This is a genomic window from Streptomyces sp. SM10, from assembly GCF_002910915.1.
Taxonomy (GTDB): domain Bacteria; phylum Actinomycetota; class Actinomycetes; order Streptomycetales; family Streptomycetaceae; genus Streptomyces.
On record NZ_NEUF01000068.1, the window covers coordinates 341448 to 356328 of the forward strand.

Genomic DNA, 14881 nt, shown 5'->3' on the forward strand with positions numbered 1-14881 from the left:
CACCGTTGACCAAGCCCGGCCCGACCACTCGCAGGGGACGCGCGAGAAGATCAGCGAGGGCGTCGGACCGGAACCTCGAGCAGGTACTGGGCAAGGGTGCGGCCAGGAATCGACCCGGAGGGAACACGACCGGCGAGAACGCCCCCCATCGCCTCGTAGAAGGGCTCGGCGTTCGGGTCCGCATCCATGGTGAACCGGGTGAATCCCCGTGCTCGAGCAGTCTCTACGGCATGGGTGAACAACAGACGTCCGACGCCCTGTCCGATCGCATCCGGGTCGACGAACATCATGCCCAGGACGCCCTGCGGCGGCTCACCCTCCAAGGTCGTGAAGCCCACGATGCCGCCGCCGCGCTCCGCAACAGCCGTGCGGCGGACGGCCAGCTCTTCGCCCTTGAGCGTGAGTTCCTCCCGACACGACGCGAGGAACTCGGCGTCATATCCCCAGTGAGCCTTCGAGCGGAGCGCCAGACGAGACAAGAGGCTCGCTTCCTCAGGCTGAGCGGGCCGGATCGAGACTTTCACTCTGCACCTCCAGGGCGTGTTGTCATCACCTCATGATCCACCGGGTCGTTTCGGAGAACGGGCGATCCGGGGAACATGTCCGCCCGGGCGCCGTGCGCGCACGGTCCGTCGTCGCCTCGGTGTCGGAGAGGACGCCTGGGGGCGGCTCCGCGCGGAGCCGGCGGCAGCAGGCCTCCGGGCCCCCTCCGTCCGGCCGGGATACGGCCGGACGGGCCGCGCAGCCGTCCTGCGGCCCGTCCCGTTCCGGACGCGCGGAGCTGCCGGCAGTACGGCGCGTGCACGCACTGCCGGGAGCGGTCCTGCGGGGTGCTCCCCACGGCTGTTCGCCGTCGTGGGTGCTCCTTACGGCTGTTCGCCGTCGTGGAGCGCGGTCACCTCCTGGTCGGTGAGCGCCTTGTCGAACACCTTCACCTGGTCGACCGAGCCGTTCCAGAAGTCGGTGTTGCGGCCGTCCCACTTGGCGCGGCCCAGGGAGAGCGCGCCGCTGCTGACATCGGCGGAACCGGCCGCCGCCGTCGAGGCGAGCTTGCCGTCGACGTACAGCTTGATCTCGTCGCCGCTGCGCACGCCGACGAGGTGGTACCACTGGCCGAGCTCGGGCTTGATCTCCAGCCGGGCCCGGTGGGCGCCCGGGGTGGAGAAGGCGAACCCGCCCTGCCCGTACTGGAGGTAGAACGGGTTCTCCTGGCGCCGGCCGTCCTGGCTGACGACCGTGCCGTAGTTGTCCGGCAGGGCGTCGAGCGACGCCCACGCCGACACGGTGTAGTCACCGGTCGTGTCGACGACCGGGCCCTCGGTCTCGGCGGACTGGCCCTCGCCGTCGAACTTCAGCGCCGAACCCTGCACGCCCGGCGCCCAGGACGTCCCCTCGGAGAGGGTGAGGTCCTTGTGGTTCGGGCCGCTGTCGGCGCTCTTGGTCCCCTTGTTCTCGTCGAGGGACCAGGCGGCGCCGCCCTTGATCTCGTCGCGGTCGCCCGCGGCGGCACCAGCCGCGATGACCTCCTGGTTGATCTTCCGCACCTTCGCCGGGTCGACCTTGATCTCGCGGCGGTCGTACGTCCAGAGACCGTTGAGCTCGTTCTCGAGGTCGGTCACCTGGGTGTAGATGGAACCGGAGAGTTCGGCGCGGGCCGCGTCCAGGTAGTACGTACGGGTGTTCTCGACGTACTTGGCGGTCAGCGCGTCCTTGTCGGCGACACCGCTGTAGATCGCGGTGGGGGCACCCGGCCACATGTTTCCCGGCATCCGGAGGGTGAAGCCGCCGTGCTCACCGTCCATCGCCGCACGGTTCTCGTCCGGGAAGGCCGGGTCGGTGTTGTTGTAGTCGTGGTGGTCGATGATGTCGCCCTTGCCGCTGTCACCCTTGGAGTTGCAGCAGTTGACACCACTGTGGGCGTTGACGACCCGGGAGGGGTCGGCGGCCTGGACCTTCTCGGTGATCTTTCCGGTCTCGGTGCGGTCCCACTCGCCCCAGCCCTCGTTGAAGACGATCCAAGCGCCGATCGAGGGATAGTTGTGCAACTGCTCCATCATCTCGGCACCCTGGTCGAGGAAGGCCTTCTGGCCCTTCTCGCCGGTGATGTTGCCGGAGACGAAGTCCTGCCAGACCAGCAGTCCGAGCTGGTCCGCGTGGTAGTACCAGCGGGCAGGCTCGACCTTGATGTGCTTGCGCACGGAGTTGAAGCCGAGGTCCTTCTGGGCTTTCAGGTCGAAGACCAGGGCGTCGTCGCTGGGCGCCGTGTTCAGGCCGTCGGGGTAGAAGCCCTGGTCGAGCTGGGCGAGGGAGAAGAAGGGCTTCCCGTTGAGCACCAGCTTCCGGTAACCGCCGACCTCCGCGACACCGAAGGAACGCATGCCGAAGTAGCTGTCGACGGTGTCCTTGGAGCGGCCGTCCCTGAGGGTGACCTTCAGGTCGTACAGGTACGGGTCGTCCGGCGTCCACAGGTGCTGCTTGGCGACCGGGAGACTCAGCTCGCTGTTGGCCGGGCCGGTGACGGTCCCGACGACCTTGCCCTTCTTGTCACGGGCGACGGCGGTGACCCGGGCGGACTTCGAGGCGGCCTCGGAGCTGACCGTCAGGGCGAGCCGGCCCTTGTCGATGTCGGGCGTGGTCTTCAGGGAGTCGACGGCCGCGGGCGCGACGGGCTCCATCCAGACGGTCTGCCAGATACCGGAGGAAGCGGTGTAGAAGATGCCGCTGGGATTGGCGGACTGCTTGCCCGTGGGCTGGTCGGCACCGGTGGTGTCGGTGACCGCGACCACGATCTCCTGGGGGCCCCTGCCCTTGACGGCGTCGGTGATGTCGGCGCTGAAGGCGGTGTAGCCGCCGGTGTGCTCGGCGACCTGCTTGCCGTTGACCCAGACGGTCGCCTCGTAGTCGACGGCACCGAAGTTGAGCTTCAGGCGGTCCTCATGGCCGCGCTTGCCGACCGACCAGCTCCTGGGCACCGTGACGAGCTTGCGGTAGAACATGTGGTCTTCGTGGCGCTCCAGCCCGGAAAGCTGGGACTCCACGGGGTAGGGCACGGTGATGCGCTCGTCGAGCTTCTTGCCGAAGACCGGCTTCTCGTCGGCGGTGGCTCCCGCGAACTCCCAGGGCCCGTTGAGGTTCTTCCAGTCGTCGCGCACCTGCTGCGGCCGGGGGTACTCCGGCAGCGGGTTCTTCGGGTTCACCTTCTCGCCCCACGGGGTGAGGAGACGGTGCGTGGAGAGGTTCTTCGCCCTGCGGCTGATCTCCGGGACGGTCTCGTCGCCGTTCTTCAGGCCGCCCTCACCGTCGTACGCGAACCTGACCTGCTGGCCCTTCTGGACGGCTCCGCCCAGGGTGACGATGAGCGCCTTGCGGTTGTTCGAGGCCCTGACGACCGACTTCACCGGCATCGGCGTGGTGTCCGCCTCGATGCCGAGGTGGCCCTTCACGTCCTGGATGCCGCTGACCTCGTGGTCGAAGGTCGCCTGCACCTTCAGGCCGTCCTCCGCGACGCTCAGCCCGACCGGGTAGACCTCGAAATCGGCCGGCGGGGTGAACGCGGACTCGGGGACGATCTGCTTGGCGAGCTTCGCGCTCGACCAGCGCAGGAACATGTTCGCCCCGCCGGTGTCCTGGAACATCTCCAGCCGGAAGGTGTGCTGTTCGCCGGCCTTCAGGGTGACGGGCTTGCTGGTCTGCTCCTTGTCCCAGTCCGGCTCCCAGTGGTCGATGACGGCCGTGTCGTCGATGAAGAGACGGAAGCCGTTGTCACCGATGGCGGAGAACGTGTAGTCGCCGTCCTCCGGTGCCTCGATCTGCCCCGTCCAGCGGGCCGTGGTGTTCTCGGTCCTCCCGGTGGCCGACTCGAACGCGCCGGTCAGGCCCGGGAAGTTGATCTCCGGGTCCAGGGCCGTGGCACCGAGCTCGGCGAAGTCACGGGCGCCCGGGGCGGACATGGCGAAGTACTCGCCCTTGAGGCCGTGCACCTCGGTGGAGGGGTCCTCCTTCACGAACGCGGAGGCGGTGGGAGCGGCCTCCGCGGAAGGTGCCGCGGCAGCGGCAGGGACCAGGACCGCCCCCACGGGGAGCAGCAGCGCCGCCGTACAGGCGAGCGTTCTCAGAACGGTTCGGGGGCGGGCTAGTTGTCGTATCAAGGCGTCGTCCTCGTCGAAGAAGCCAAAGTGCTCCCCACTGCGGAGCACTGCACATAGTCGAACATTGAGCCACAGCCTCAAACACCTGACAACGGTCGTGCAGTGAGAATTTTCAACGATAGAAAAATGAGACGTTCTCTGCCCGCCCCGCCGGGCACGCCTGACCCGGTGAGCGGCGTCGAGCCGCTCACCGGGCTGCGAGACAACCGTCGTTGGCGTGATACTGCGGTAGATCCGCAGGTCCGGTGACCCAGGACGTGTTCGGCCTGTCCGTGAGACGGTAGGCCAACGACCGTCCCCGGGTGAGCAGTCGGGCGTCCGTCCAGGATCTGTCACTCACCCTCCCGTCGACGCGGACGGCATCGATGTACGGATGTGTCGCACCCTTCGAGTCCGCGGACGGCAAGGAGGTGACGTCACCGGCGAACGGCACGTCACCCGCGGCGCCGGGGGTACGTCCGGCACCGTTGCCGTGGGTGAGGCTCAGGCCGCGCATCCGGGGCACCCCGTACTCGTAACCGTTGGCCGCCCCGGTGCTGGTCCGGTCGCCCGTGGTGCTGGTGGGCGACCAGGCGATCACGCCGTAGGGGCGCACGGTGCCGGGGTAGGTGTTGCCGCCGTTCGCCGTGCCGATCATCGGGTCCACGGAGGCGGTGGGACGCGTGACGAGCGCGTCGGCCTGGGCTGCGGGCGGCGCGACGGCACCGGCGAGTGCGCCGGTGAGGACGAGCGCGGCGTTCCGTGCGGCGAGACGCCGGGGCGCGGACGGCCTGGAGGGCATGCTCTCGGATACCTCCGACAGTTGGACAACGTTGTCAAGGCTGGTCGGACATCGAGGTCCGCAGCGTCGACCGATTCGCGGCCGAGCGTAGATCGCCACGGCGTGCGAGGGAATGCCACGGACGGATCCGAGCGGTGAACGCGTGGTGAACGGGTCCCGGGACACATCACCGCGGAGGGCGGCCGCGGGGCGGGGCCACCGGTGGACGTCCGGCTCCCGCAGGGTGGGAGCCGGAGGCTCAGGCAGAAGCCCCGGCGTACGCACGGAGGACCATGAGCGAGTCCTCCGGGGCCGCCACCATGGCGAAGGGGGCGCACAGCACCAGCGACGCCTCCTGGACCGCGAGGGCGCCGACCGTCCCCGCCGTGGTCTTCTGCACCACGGTCCTCCCGCCGAGGTCTGCGGACCGCAGCAGGCCCGGCGAGTTGACCGCGTCGAACCCGAGCGCGGGCGGGCCGTCCTTGATGGCCACCCACTCCGGGTTCCGGGCCTTGAGCGCCAGGGCCTCGTCCAGCGACCCGGCGAGCACGATCTTCTCCGCCCCCCGGGCAAAGGCCCAGGCGGCCACCGTGAAGGCGCGCATGACATCGACCACGACCGCCACGGGCGGGATTTCGGCCAGCTCGGCGATGCCGAGGAATCGAGCGTCCATCCGGACATGATCGAGCACACCCTGCCGGCACCGCCACGACAGCGGCGCGCATCACACGGCCTCCGGTGTCGCCCTCTTCGTACGCCTGGAGCCGTGGGCACACGGATGCACGGAGGTGGCGCTCACGGAAGAAGCGCCGGCGACTCCCGCAGATCGTGTTCGGCCACCCGCGCGTGAAGTCCTGGTCGGGGAGGTCGCCGCCGTCGAGGAGTCGCAGACGGAGGCAGACGTGCTCCCACTCGGCGTCGAAGTGGATCAGCGGCGGGCCAGAAGTCCGCCTCGTCCGCCCACCGGTGGACGATCACGCTCGCCGACGCGGTGACGCGGGCCCGGCGGGGTACCCGAGGGACGACAGCGTCACCCACCGGACCCGAGGAGGCACACGCCGTGCACAGTGTGAAGCTCTGGCTCAACCGCAGCCTGACCGCGCAGGCGGTGCTCGCCCTGGTCATCGGGGTGGGGATCAGCGCAGCGTTCCGCCGCGACGAACACCCCGTCATCTGGCTGATCCACGGCACGGCCTACGCCGCTGTCGCGACCGGGATCCTGGCCGTCCAGCGGCGCAGGGCCGGGCGCGCGGCCGGTACGGACACGCGTGGGGTCGCCGACCTCACCCGCAAAATCCGGCACCGCGAGGTTCCGGGCGATCCGCAGGAGCGGGAGACCATGCGACGGCTGATCGACGACCAGCTGGGGACGATGGAGCGGGCAGGCCGGTGGCTGCCGTACTGGCTCGGGCTGATGGGCCTGGTGGTGGTCGGCATGATCGCTCTCGGAATCATCGGCGGCTCGCTGGTCTTCCCGCTGCTCTTCGCGGTCGCCTCGGCGGCGTTCTGCTTCTGGATCCTCCGGATGCGCCGCCGCACCCTGGACACCTACCGCCACATGCGCTCCACCCTGGAGAGCCAGGCCTGACGGGCCCGGCGGCCGGTTCCGTACAGGTCGTGCGCGGGATCCGCATGGCAGGAAGGGGTGGTACGCCGGCCGGAGGGGCGAAACGCTCCCCGCAGGAGGCCTGTGATGATGGAATCGCGCCATGGAGTCACCGATGTCCCGCGTGGTCCAGGCACTCGACCGCTTCCACGCCGCCCGCCCCTGGGACCACAACGCGCACTACCACCGCTGGCTGCTGCGCCGTCTGCCCAGGCGCTTCGGCCGGGCGTTGGACGTGGGGTCCGGCAGCGGTGACCTGGCCCGCCTCCTGGCCGGACGGGCCACATCGGTCGAGGGGATCGACAACGACCCCGACGTCGTCGCCCGTGCACGGGACCTCACCGCGCCCGCCCTGCCCGTCGTGTTCACCGTCCAGGACGCGGCGGTGGGCCTGCCGTCCGGCCCCTACGACGTCATCACCTGCGTGGCGGCCCTCCACCATCTGCCGTTCCCCGGCACGCTCGCCCGCTTCCGCTGCAGCCTGACGCCGGGCGGGACTCTGGTCGTCGTCGGCGTGGCACGGGCGGAGACGTTCGTCGACCATGCCCTCGGGGCGCTCGCGATCCCGATGAACGTCGTCATGGCCCTGGTCAGGAACAGGGGACGCAGGGTGGCCCGCCCCGCCTCGATGACCGCGCGCACCCGCCCCGCGGTCATGAGCTTCGCCGAGATCGCGCGTGACGCCCGGGACGTACTGCCCGGCGCACGGCTGCGCCGCCGCCTCTTCTGGCGCTGGACGCTGGTCTGGCAACAGGGCTGACGGCCGCTCGTGCTGCGCCTCCGGCAGGCGCGCGCACCGAGTCCCCGACCGGAGCCGTGCCCCCGCCCGAGGAGGAGGCACGGCATGCCGGCGCTACGGCGTGGTGATCGTCGGCCGGGGCGCCCTCGCCATCCCGCCGCCGATGGCGAAGCTCGGGTGCGGCGGCTGGTTGTACGCGGTGTTCTGCCAGGCCAGGGCCGTGCGGTACATGGTGTCGTGGAGCAGCGTGGTGATCCTCGTGCCGGTCTCGACGGGCGTGGAGTAGACCCGTAGGGCCGTGTTGTTGGCGGTCGGCCAGACGACTTCCTCGCGCCAGTCGCCGAGGATGTCGCCGGACAGCGCGGGCGTGGCCTTGGTGCCGTTGTTGGAGTGGACCGAGGCCCCGGTCAGCAGCCGGGTGTCCGCCGAGGTGCCGTACTTGTCGATGTGGGTTCCGTCGAGGAGTTCACGCGTCGTGTCACCGTCCCACCAGGACAGGAAGTTCGAGCTGGACGGCTTGCGGCTGGTGACGACGTCACCCTTCGGACCGCGCACACCGGAGACGGCCGAGGACCAGGACTCGGCGCCGGGGCTGCCGGACCAGATGTCACCGGAGACACCACGGCCGTTGTCACCGCTCGCCGGCGTGGACCACAGGATCTGACCGGTCCTGGCGTCCGCCATCCACGAGGACGGCTTGGAGCTGTCCTCGTCGACCTTGAACTCCTCCAGGCCCGCACGGGAAGGGTCGAGGTCCCCGACGTGCAGGTCGCCGTGGCCGTTCCTCGTCGTCCACAGCCCGCTGCCGTTGTCGTCGACGGCCATCGAGCCGTACATGATCTCGTCCTTGCCGTCACCGTCCGCGTCGGCGACGGACAGCTGGTGGTTGCCCTGGCCGTCGTACCCCTTGCCGGAGTTGGTCGAGCTGTTCGTGTCGAAGGTCCAGCGCCGGGTGAAGGCGCCGCCCCGCCAGTCCCAGGCGGCGATGACGGTGCGCGTGTAGTAGCCGCGCGCCATGATCAGCGACGGCCTGGCTCCGTCGAGGTAGGCCGTACCGGCGAGGAAGCGGTCCACCCGGTTGCCGTAGGAGTCGCCCCACGAGGACACCGTGCCACGTGCGGGGACGTAGTCCACGGTGCCCATCGCGGCCCCGGTCCCGCCGTTGAACATCGTCAGGAACTCGGGCCCTGACAGGATGTAGCCGGAGGAGTTGCGGTGGTCGGCCGAGGAGCTGCCGATCACCCTGCCGGCGCCGTCGACGCTGCCGTCGGCGGTCTTCATCGCCACCTCGGCCCGGCCGTCACCGTCGTAGTCGTACACCTGGAACTGGGTGTAGTGCGCGCCGGAGCGGATGTTGCGCCCGAGGTCGATACGCCAGAGCCGGGTGCCGTCGAGGCGGATCCCGTCGACGATCGTGTTGCCCGTGTAGCCGGACTGGGAGTTGTCCTTGGCGTTGGTGGGCTGCCACTTCAGCACGAAGTCGAGGGCACCGTCGCCGTCCAGGTCCCCGACGGACGCGTCGTTGGCCTCGTAGGTGTAGGCGACCCCGTCGGGTGTCGTCCCACCGGCGGGCGGGCTGATGGGTACGTCCTTGTATCCGGCGCGGAACTGGACCGCGTGGACGGAGTCGCCCTGCTCCACACCGCCGACGACCGCGCGCACCGTGTAGTCGGCGGTGGCGGGCGCGCCGGAGTGGAAGTAGTTCGTCGAGGCGGTCACCGGCGAGGCGTTGACCTTGGTGCCGGCCCGGTAGACGTTGAACGACACGTCGTCGGGGTCGGTGCCCAGCCAGCGCCAGCTGACGAGGTTCCCGCTGTCGGTGTGCACGCTCACGACGCCTCGGTCGAGCGCCTCGGCCTGCCGCGCGGTCGCGGCCTGCGAGGCCGGGCCGAGAGCGACGAGCCCGCCGGCCGCGAGCAGCCCCGCTGTCAGAGCGACGAGCAGGGTGCGGGTACGGGTGACGCGGTGTCTGCGGTGGGGGCGGGGTTCGGAGGGGGGAAGCAGAGGCTCCACGAGGGGCACCTTCCGGCGGGGGACGGCTTACGCCCCCTCAGTTGCTCCCGGAAGCCGAAAGGTTGCCGCCGGATTCCTTCGGTGTCTCGACCGTCCGCCGCCGCCCGACGCCGGCCGCGTTCGCCGCGGAGTGCAGCGAGCGCAGGGCGAGCAGCAGGAAACCGATGTCGTCGAGGTACACCGGGTCCGGCAGGAGGTCGACGGGTGAGACGGTGTAGATCACCGCGGCCCATACCAGTGCCTTGTTGTGCAGGGGGACGCCCGCGTCGACGAGCAGCTTCCTCGCCCGGATCACCCGGATGAGAAGGACCGCGGCGAACCCCGCCATGAGCAGGAGCGCCAGCGCGCCAAGGATGAGCCAGACCGAGATGTCCATGGTTCATCGTCTCCGCTGGAAGCGGCCGGGGCCAGAAGGCGTCATCCGTGGATCCTGGCCTGCTGCCGGGAACGGCGGCGCTTCAGGGCACGGCGTTCGTTCTCGTCCATGCCTCCCCACACGCCCGCGTCCTGTCCGTTCTCCAGGGCCCATTCCAGGCACTGGTCCCGCACGGGGCAGGCCCCGCAGACGGCCTTGGCGTCCTCGACCTGCACGAGGGCGGGGCCGCTGCTGCCGATGGGGAAGAACAGGTCGGGGTCCTCTTCGCGGCACGCCGCGTGCATGCGCCAGTTGTCCATGGCCCTCACTCCTTCTCGTGGGGATCGGTCGGCCGATCCGGTGTCCGTACTGTGCGCGTGACCGTCATCGGGCGTCCGAAACCCACAACAGGCCTGGCGTTCAGGGGATTCCGGAACCCTTCCCGGCCTCCGGCAGGGGGGAGCCCGGGTGCGGGGCGGCGGCGCAGGCGCCGTCCAGGCGGATGCGGTAGGCCATGACGACCGCCGGTTCGTCGATGATGTCCACCCTGGTCCCGGGGGTCTCCAGGACGGCCCGGTCGCCGATCTCCGGGGCAGGGACGCGCAGCAGGTGCAGCGACGGAACCCCCGTCATGGGATGCGGCGGATGGTCGAGGGGTACCACCTGCACGGTGAGGTGCTGCCGGTGCGCGGCCTCCTCGAGCACCGCCCGCTGCTCGGCCATCACCGTGGGGCCGCCGACCGTCGTGCGGAGCGCGGCCGCGGGGAGCAGCGCCCAGAGGGCCGCTCCGCGCTCCTGCAGGCGGCGCTGCCGCTCCCCCAGCAGTTCGACGTGCCGGTCGTCGCGCCGCGGAGGGCCGTCGGCGGCGAGCGTCCGGCACAGGGCTGCCTCGTAGGCCGGGGTGCGCAGCAGTTCCGGGACGAGGGCGGGGTGCCAGGTCCTGACGAGCGCTGCGGAGGACTCGATGCCGATGACCTCCTGCTGCCAGGGCTCCATCGCGTCCCGCCAGTGGTGCCACCAGCCCGGCAGATTGGCGGCCGCGAGGCCCGTCATGATCGGCTCGGCCTCCGCGGCGGACACCGCGTAGCGCTCCAGGAGGACGCGTACCTGGTGGGAGTCGAGCCCGGTCTCGGCCCGCTCGATGCGACGCACGGTGGCGGGGTGGGCGCCCAGTGCCACGGCCGCAGCCTGGAGGCTGACGCCCGCACGTTTCCTGAGTATCCGCAGCCGTGCCGCGAGGACTCGGTGTTCGACGGTGGGGCCGGACCGGGGCCTCATCCACGTACCCTTCCGCACCTGGCGCTCCGACCCGGGGCGTCGGAGCTCTTTCAGCGCTGATTCGGAACCATCCGGGCATTCTGCCCCTTGCAAAGTATGCGCTTTGCACGGAGAGTACGTACATGTCGGAAATAGTCACGTGCGCGCGTCTGGCCCCGGAGGGCTCGGGCAGGCGTAGCGCACAGAGCTGGTGGATCCCCCGCCTCCCCCGGGGTGTCCCCGTGGCCAGGCACCGCGTGCAGGAAGCCATGCGGCGCTGGGGAGAGCCCGACGACCGTGTCGAGACCGCGGCCCTCGTCGTGACCGAACTGGTCACGAACGCGGTGGAACACACGGCGGGCCGCCGGATCCGGTGCCGCCTCCTGCGGACGCCCGGCCGGGTGCGCATCTGTGTGTGGAACCGCGGCCGACGGCACATCCCCGAGTTTCCGGGTCCACGGAACCCGGAGCCGCATGCCGTCACGGGCGACGGGCCTCACGGCCAGGACGGCAGGGAGGGCCCCGGCCCGGTGGCCCTCATCGGCCCGGACGGGGCGGACGAGGGCTTCAGCCTGGCTTCGGTGGCCGAGGACGGCCGGGGCCTCATGCTCGTGGACGCCCTGGCGACGCGTTGGGGCACACGCAGCAGCGTGTCCGGCCGGCTCGTCTGGGCCGACATCTGAGCATCCCGGACGGGACGGGGACGCCTCAGGCGAGGGCGGTCCGGCACTCCGGGTGACCCCAGCCACTCGGATTCTTCGCGATCATGTCCTTGGCCGCATAGGGCTTGCCGCACGCGCACCGGCCCGCGAACTTCGCCCGGATGGTGCCTGTGCCTCCTGCGCGCGGCTTGCCCGTGGACCCGCTCTTCGCCCCGGCACCGGCCGCGCGGCCCTTGGTCGAGCGGGCAGGGGCCGGCACGGGCATGCCGGCGGTGCCGTACGCCGTCCCCGCCGCCTGCTGCGAGACGGCCACCTCACTGGCGGCCTGGTCGGCCAGGGCGTTGAGCGGGTCGCCGTCCACCTGGTGCGCCGGCACGTAGCGGAAGCTCACACTGCGGCTGCTCAGCAGCTCGTCGATGCCGACCACCAGCTCACGGTTGGCGACCGGCTTGCCCGCCGACGTCTTCCAGCCGTTGCGCTTCCACCCCGGAAGCCACTTGGTCACCGCGTTCATCGCGTACTGCGAGTCCATGCGCACCTCGACGGGAACGGCCGGGTCGGTCGACCTCAGCAGTTCCAGCAGAGCGGTGAGCTCGGCGACGTTGTTGGTCGCGGTGCCCAGCGGGCCCGCCTCCCACCGTCGGGGGTTCCCCTGGTCATCGGCCACGACCCACGCCCAGGCGGCTGGTCCCGGATTGCCCTTCGATGCCCCGTCACACGCGGCGATGATGCGCTCGTCCATGCCCCCGATCATGCCAGCCCGGAGGGTCAGGGCACGATCGAGTCGATGTAGCCGCCGTCCACCCGTACGGCCGCACCCGTGGTGGCCGACGCCTGCGGGGAGCTCAGGTGGACGACGACTCCCCACCCTGACACTCCGGGGGCGAAGGCGCCTTCCGGCCGGTGCGGTCAGCACACGACGCGGGGCTCCCGGCCGGAGGAAGAACCGGCAGGGAGCCCCGTCCCGTGCGTCAGAGAACGCCGGACGCCGAGACGGCGATCTGCGCCTTGGTCCTGCCGGACGAGGAGCCCAGGGACTCGATCTTGCGGACGAGCTTCATGCTGTCGTCGTCGGCGACCTCGCCGAACACGACGTGCTTGCCGTCCAGCCACGGGGTGAGGACCGTGGTGATGAAGAACTGCGAACCGTTGCTGTTCGGTCCGGCGTTGGCCATGGAGAGCAGGCCCGGCTTGTTGTGCTTCAGGGTGAAGTTCTCGTCGGCGAACTTCTCGCCGTAGATGCTCTTGCCGCCGGTGCCGTCGCCCCGGGTGAAGTCACCGCCCTGGAGCATGAAGTCCGGGATGACACGGTGGAACGGCGAGCCGGCGTAGCCGAAGCCCTTCTCACCGGTGGCGAGCGCACGGAAGTTCTCCGCGGTCTTGGGGGCCACGTCGTCGAACAGGTTGAACACGATCCGCCCGGCGGGCTGGTCGTCGATGGTGATGTCGAAAAACGCCTTGATGGTCATGAGCCCATCCTGACATCCTCCGGCGCTCCCCGATGCACAGGCCCCGCCCCCGCGGGCGCCTCGGGAAACACGGATACGGCGTACCACGGGGGTGAGCCGTGGTACGCCGTCACGTCAGTCAGGGAGAACGCCGCTTCTCCCTACCGCCGGCGTTCAGCGGTGGCCGCCGTGCTGGTTGCGTCCCCAGGACTTGGAGTCGACCTTGTTCCCGCGGTTGTCGCGGAGCGTGGCGGTGTCCCTGTTGTCCCAGACGTAGTTGCGGCGGTCCTGGTACACGTCGTGGCGGGTGTCGCGGCCGACACCGGTGTGGACGCGGACGGAGGAACGGGCGGGCAGCCGCAGGTCGAACCTGTAGGTGCGACGGCTCTCGTCACTGAGGGTCCAGCCGCGCAGGTTGACCGCGTGACGGCTGGTGTTGGTGACGGTGACCCACTCGGCGTTCAGGCTCCGGTTGGAGCCGTTGTCGCGACCGGGGCTGTCGTACTGGACCTTGCCCAGGACGACGGCCGAGCGCTGGGCCGGCCGGTCGTGGCCGTGGCCGTGACCCCGGCCATCGGCCGTGGCCGGCAGGGCCGCTGCGGCGAGCAGGGCGCCCGAGGCGAGAACGGTGGCGGTGATCCGTCGTGCGGAACGGGACATGGAAACCCCTCATCATGCAGGCCCGGAATGGAGTCCCGGGCGTTTTCCGACCTCGGCGTCGTGCCGAGAACGCAAACTTTGTCCCGCTTTCGAGGTGGCCGAAAGGTGCCCCGGTTCGTGTGACAAAGTGCGGACATTTCTGTCACACACAACTGCACCCGGCACGGACTCCGGCGGTCGTAGACCTGTCAACCGTTGATCGTTGCACCGACCCTTTCGGGGGACCGCCCGCCTGGTCATGGCGCCCCATTCACCCCGCCTCCGCCCTCCCGGGCGCCCCGGCCGGGACCGCGCGGATCCGTGTAACAGAACGGACAGCGCTTACCTGGACAGACATTCCATTACCGCCTGGAAAGGTACTCATGCGTTCGAGCCTTGAGCGCCCACCGCGAGGGGCCGAGGCGGGCGCGCTGCCCGCCGCTGGTGACCAGCGCGTTCACCGGCGCCATCGGATCCAGCGCCATCGTCCTGGCCAGCAGGATGCCCACGGCCAGCGGGAGCAGGGTCACGGCCAGCGCCGTGCCGGCGCCGGCGAGGGTGTGGATACGGGGGCGCGTCGGCGCGTCGGGGACCATGCCCTCCATTCGACCGGCTGCGCCCCGCCCCGGGATCCGGGCACGTACTCAGACACACCGCTCCCCCGTACTCAGCCCACAGGGGCGGTCATGCCCCCTCGGGGCCGGACGCGGGGCCCCAGTGGGAGAAGCGGGGCAGCCACTTGACCCGGTAATCGGCGTGCCCGGCGTGCTCGGCCGCCATCTGCCGGACGACGAAGCCGAGGCCGACGGCGCGACCCGAGGAGAAGTCCTGGGCCGGGCGGTCGGTGTCCAGGGCTGCGATCTCCTCGTACTCGTCCAGGAGGACCCTGGAGGTCTCGATACGCCGCAGGGTCCGCGCCGGGTCCTGGAAGGCGATGTGCCGGTCGTAGCCGCGCGACCGCACGACGAACGCGATGCCACTCGTGCGGTCGTGCACCTCACCGGGTGCTTCGGCCGGCATTCGCCAGCCGTCGCCGCCCGCCTCCCGCGCGAGGTGCTCCTCCTCCGCGAGGCGCGCCCGCACGAAGGCCAACAGTTCCGCGTTCTCTGCCATCTGGTTCCGAATCCTTCTCCGTCACAGACCGCAGCGGCAGGCCCGCCCACCGCCACGGACCCGTTCTGCCCGACCAGCAGAGGATGCCTCACCGGCCTGCCGTCGGCGCATTCCGCACCGTCCGCGTTCCGCATGACGGAC

The 14881-nt window shown here is 70.4% G+C and carries 15 protein-coding genes and 2 pseudogenes; 3 read left to right on the top strand and 14 right to left on the bottom strand.

Annotation, left to right across the window (positions count from 1 at the left end):
• Window positions 1-50: 50 nt before the first annotated feature.
• From B9S57_RS10415 to B9S57_RS10430, 4 genes and pseudogenes are all read right to left on the bottom strand, one after another.
• Window positions 51-524: a GNAT family N-acetyltransferase gene (locus B9S57_RS10415; protein ID WP_103515246.1), complete on the bottom strand. Its 474-nt coding sequence runs from the start codon at window positions 522-524 to the stop codon at window positions 51-53.
• A 342-nt stretch (window positions 525-866) separates the two neighbouring features.
• On the bottom strand, window positions 867-4196 hold the full coding sequence (locus B9S57_RS10420) for a LamG-like jellyroll fold domain-containing protein (protein WP_103515247.1): 3330 nt from the start codon (window positions 4194-4196) through the stop codon (window positions 867-869).
• A gap of 139 nt (window positions 4197-4335) precedes the next feature.
• Window positions 4336-4929: a hypothetical protein gene (locus B9S57_RS10425; RefSeq protein WP_374935924.1), complete on the bottom strand. Its 594-nt coding sequence runs from the start codon at window positions 4927-4929 to the stop codon at window positions 4336-4338.
• 289 nt (window positions 4930-5218) lie between these two features.
• A pseudogene (locus tag B9S57_RS10430) lies at window positions 5219-5581 on the bottom strand (2-phosphosulfolactate phosphatase); the annotation flags it as partial.
• 387 nt (window positions 5582-5968) lie between these two features.
• Here B9S57_RS10430 and B9S57_RS10435 point away from each other — a divergent pair.
• Window positions 5969-6496 carry a hypothetical protein gene (locus tag B9S57_RS10435; protein WP_103515248.1) on the top strand — a complete coding sequence of 176 codons (528 nt, stop codon included), beginning with the start codon at window positions 5969-5971 and terminating at the stop codon, window positions 6494-6496.
• Between the two features lie 121 nt (window positions 6497-6617).
• Entirely contained in the window at window positions 6618-7274 is a 657-nt protein-coding gene (locus B9S57_RS10440; protein ID WP_103515249.1) for a bifunctional 2-polyprenyl-6-hydroxyphenol methylase/3-demethylubiquinol 3-O-methyltransferase UbiG, read from the top strand.
• Between the two features lie 93 nt (window positions 7275-7367).
• On the opposite strand, the gene B9S57_RS10445 is transcribed toward B9S57_RS10440, so the two are convergent.
• The 4 genes from B9S57_RS10445 to B9S57_RS10460 form a co-directional block, all read right to left on the bottom strand.
• Window positions 7368-9266 (bottom strand): rhamnogalacturonan lyase, encoded by a 1899-nt coding sequence (locus B9S57_RS10445; RefSeq protein ID WP_103515250.1) that lies wholly within the window; start codon window positions 9264-9266, stop codon window positions 7368-7370.
• 37 nt (window positions 9267-9303) lie between these two features.
• The gene (locus B9S57_RS10450; protein WP_103515251.1) at window positions 9304-9642 is read right to left on the bottom strand and encodes a YkvA family protein; all 339 of its coding nucleotides are present in this window, start codon (window positions 9640-9642) and stop codon (window positions 9304-9306) included.
• A 41-nt stretch (window positions 9643-9683) separates the two neighbouring features.
• Complete coding sequence (locus B9S57_RS10455; protein WP_103515252.1) at window positions 9684-9941, bottom strand: WhiB family transcriptional regulator; 258 nt, start codon at window positions 9939-9941, stop codon at window positions 9684-9686.
• A gap of 100 nt (window positions 9942-10041) precedes the next feature.
• The gene (locus B9S57_RS10460) at window positions 10042-10899 is read right to left on the bottom strand and encodes a Scr1 family TA system antitoxin-like transcriptional regulator (RefSeq protein WP_103515253.1); all 858 of its coding nucleotides are present in this window, start codon (window positions 10897-10899) and stop codon (window positions 10042-10044) included.
• A 248-nt stretch (window positions 10900-11147) separates the two neighbouring features.
• On the opposite strand from B9S57_RS10460, the gene B9S57_RS10465 reads away from it, so the two are divergent.
• Window positions 11148-11561, top strand: a complete 414-nt coding sequence (locus B9S57_RS10465) for an ATP-binding protein (protein WP_258036346.1) — start codon at window positions 11148-11150, stop codon at window positions 11559-11561.
• A 25-nt stretch (window positions 11562-11586) separates the two neighbouring features.
• Here the strand turns inward: B9S57_RS10465 and B9S57_RS10470 are convergent, their stop codons facing one another.
• From B9S57_RS10470 to B9S57_RS10495, 6 genes and pseudogenes are all read right to left on the bottom strand, one after another.
• Complete coding sequence (locus tag B9S57_RS10470; RefSeq protein ID WP_103515255.1) at window positions 11587-12282, bottom strand: ribonuclease H; 696 nt, start codon at window positions 12280-12282, stop codon at window positions 11587-11589.
• Window positions 12283-12308: 26 nt separating this feature from the next.
• Window positions 12309-12401: pseudogene (locus B9S57_RS10475) on the bottom strand (oxidoreductase); the annotation flags it as partial.
• Between the two features lie 110 nt (window positions 12402-12511).
• Complete coding sequence (locus B9S57_RS10480) at window positions 12512-13009, bottom strand: peptidylprolyl isomerase (protein ID WP_103515256.1); 498 nt, start codon at window positions 13007-13009, stop codon at window positions 12512-12514.
• 153 nt (window positions 13010-13162) lie between these two features.
• Window positions 13163-13648 carry a lamin tail domain-containing protein gene (locus tag B9S57_RS10485; protein ID WP_103515257.1) on the bottom strand — a complete coding sequence of 162 codons (486 nt, stop codon included), beginning with the start codon at window positions 13646-13648 and terminating at the stop codon, window positions 13163-13165.
• Window positions 13649-13989: 341 nt separating this feature from the next.
• Window positions 13990-14223 carry a hypothetical protein gene (locus tag B9S57_RS10490; RefSeq protein ID WP_181011301.1) on the bottom strand — a complete coding sequence of 78 codons (234 nt, stop codon included), beginning with the start codon at window positions 14221-14223 and terminating at the stop codon, window positions 13990-13992.
• An 88-nt stretch (window positions 14224-14311) separates the two neighbouring features.
• Complete coding sequence (locus tag B9S57_RS10495) at window positions 14312-14740, bottom strand: DUF6221 family protein (protein ID WP_103515258.1); 429 nt, start codon at window positions 14738-14740, stop codon at window positions 14312-14314.
• Window positions 14741-14881 lie beyond the last annotated feature (141 nt).

What these genes read in the sequence shown, in the direction of transcription:
- B9S57_RS10440 (WP_103515249.1), top strand. Translation starts at nt 6,618, where the DNA reads ATGGAGTCACCGATGTCCCGCGTGGTCCAGGCACTCGACCGCTTCCAC.
- B9S57_RS10425 (WP_374935924.1), bottom strand. Translation starts at nt 4,929, where the DNA reads ATGCCCTCCAGGCCGTCCGCGCCCCGGCGTCTCGCCGCACGGAACGCC.
- B9S57_RS10490 (WP_181011301.1), bottom strand. Translation starts at nt 14,223, where the DNA reads ATGGTCCCCGACGCGCCGACGCGCCCCCGTATCCACACCCTCGCCGGC.
- B9S57_RS10470 (WP_103515255.1), bottom strand. Translation starts at nt 12,282, where the DNA reads ATGGACGAGCGCATCATCGCCGCGTGTGACGGGGCATCGAAGGGCAAT.
- B9S57_RS10450 (WP_103515251.1), bottom strand. Translation starts at nt 9,642, where the DNA reads ATGGACATCTCGGTCTGGCTCATCCTTGGCGCGCTGGCGCTCCTGCTC.
- B9S57_RS10465 (WP_258036346.1), top strand. Translation starts at nt 11,148, where the DNA reads ATGCGGCGCTGGGGAGAGCCCGACGACCGTGTCGAGACCGCGGCCCTC.
- B9S57_RS10485 (WP_103515257.1), bottom strand. Translation starts at nt 13,648, where the DNA reads ATGTCCCGTTCCGCACGACGGATCACCGCCACCGTTCTCGCCTCGGGC.
- B9S57_RS10455 (WP_103515252.1), bottom strand. Translation starts at nt 9,941, where the DNA reads ATGGACAACTGGCGCATGCACGCGGCGTGCCGCGAAGAGGACCCCGAC.
- B9S57_RS10480 (WP_103515256.1), bottom strand. Translation starts at nt 13,009, where the DNA reads ATGACCATCAAGGCGTTTTTCGACATCACCATCGACGACCAGCCCGCC.
- B9S57_RS10495 (WP_103515258.1), bottom strand. Translation starts at nt 14,740, where the DNA reads ATGGCAGAGAACGCGGAACTGTTGGCCTTCGTGCGGGCGCGCCTCGCG.
- B9S57_RS10460 (WP_103515253.1), bottom strand. Translation starts at nt 10,899, where the DNA reads ATGAGGCCCCGGTCCGGCCCCACCGTCGAACACCGAGTCCTCGCGGCA.